Raw genomic sequence first — 1334 nt, forward strand, 5'->3', positions numbered from 1 at the left:
TCAACAGTACAAGAAGCTCCAGCTATAGGCTCTCTAACCTTGAATCGTCTATCTCGACGACACCGCACGAGCACGGAATGAGAGTCCTTTACGACAGAAAAAGACTCGACGCATTGGCCTTTGAAGATAAAGATGACAAGGTATATTACTGACATTTAGAACAAAGAAGCATTTTAAATCAATAGCTTGATTACAATACCTCTATCTATAGCGACTCAACTAAGCGGAGAAGAGCCCAAAAAGTTAGGTCAACAGGCTGTTTCGCTACGGTGGAATTTACACCCTGGTTTTGCTATAAACTTAAGTCAGTGCCATCACCTGCAGAATGAAAGGGACAAGTTTGATATTTTGCTGGTTCTCCATCTTGTTGATTTTTGGTGTTGTCATTAGTTTTGAACGTCAGAAGGAATAGAGGGTATGGATTTCATGCAGAGCAAGTATGCTGGCTTATACATGGCGGCCATCGCTATCGTCAGTTTTCTTGTTGGTTACCTGATCTTTTAATACAGGCACACTCATTGGTTGCCCTGAGTGTATTTAGTTGTAGCGACTGAAACACTGCCAAACAGTCCTCAATTCAGATTGCGGTCGCAACCGGACCTAGTTACGTTGTAGCTAAAGTTTTGAAGAGGCAATCAATGCATAATCATTGATTCTGGCTGCAGGCATTGTTCTTCGGCATAACTTTGTGACATAACCACATCATTACCCTGAGCTGTGAGGGTAATTAACTGAGAATATATTTTATTAAAGCCAACCAGACGATTAATAGTACGACATAACCAATAATTACAATAGAGTTAACCTCTTTTCTTAGATAGTTGACTTCTTTTTTAAGAGAGCTGAGCTCTTTCGTGAAGTCTTTTTTCAGGTCTATTATATCAGCCTTAGTTGCTGGATAAATGACCGTATGCATTTGCTTTTGCCCTTTATTTTGGCTTTGCATCATTACCAACCTCATATCTAATCAATTTGTAGAGTGGCACTATGCTGCATCATTTGCAAATGGGCTTTATTCAGGGATATGTTACTGGTGATGAACGTAACGCGCCTTTGTCCAGAAACGATTAACAACTGGAGTACCGCCTCTGTGTGCCCAATCTTAACCCTAACAACTTCTGTAACATTAGTTTTCCAAGTTGCTGATGGCTTCAATTATGCCGCCTGCTAGGCTAGCGTAAAGAAATGATTTAATGGAAATATGCTAAGTGACGCAAGCTGCACCAGATAAGGTCACCTTCATGGGAGAAACTTTTTCATCAAATTTTCGGCATGGATACCTCTTCCGTAGTCGCGAAGCGCGAAGGGAGGGGAGGAAATGCCGCTCCTATTAG

1 protein-coding gene and 1 pseudogene are annotated in these 1334 nt (G+C 41.2%); both read right to left on the minus strand.

Annotated elements, in window-relative coordinates; translation table 11 throughout:
* A pseudogene (locus NHN17_RS26110) lies at positions 1–155 on the minus strand (ISL3 family transposase); the annotation flags it as partial.
* Positions 156–727: 572 nt separating this feature from the next.
* On the minus strand, positions 728–949 hold the full coding sequence (locus NHN17_RS25765) for a hypothetical protein (RefSeq protein WP_255045524.1): 222 nt from the start codon (positions 947–949) through the stop codon (positions 728–730).
* Positions 950–1334 lie beyond the last annotated feature (385 nt).

This window comes from Photobacterium pectinilyticum, from assembly GCF_024357955.1.
Classification (GTDB): domain Bacteria; phylum Pseudomonadota; class Gammaproteobacteria; order Enterobacterales; family Vibrionaceae; genus Photobacterium; species Photobacterium pectinilyticum.

What these genes read in the sequence shown, in the direction of transcription:
- NHN17_RS25765 (WP_255045524.1), bottom strand. Translation starts at nt 949, where the DNA reads ATGATGCAAAGCCAAAATAAAGGGCAAAAGCAAATGCATACGGTCATT.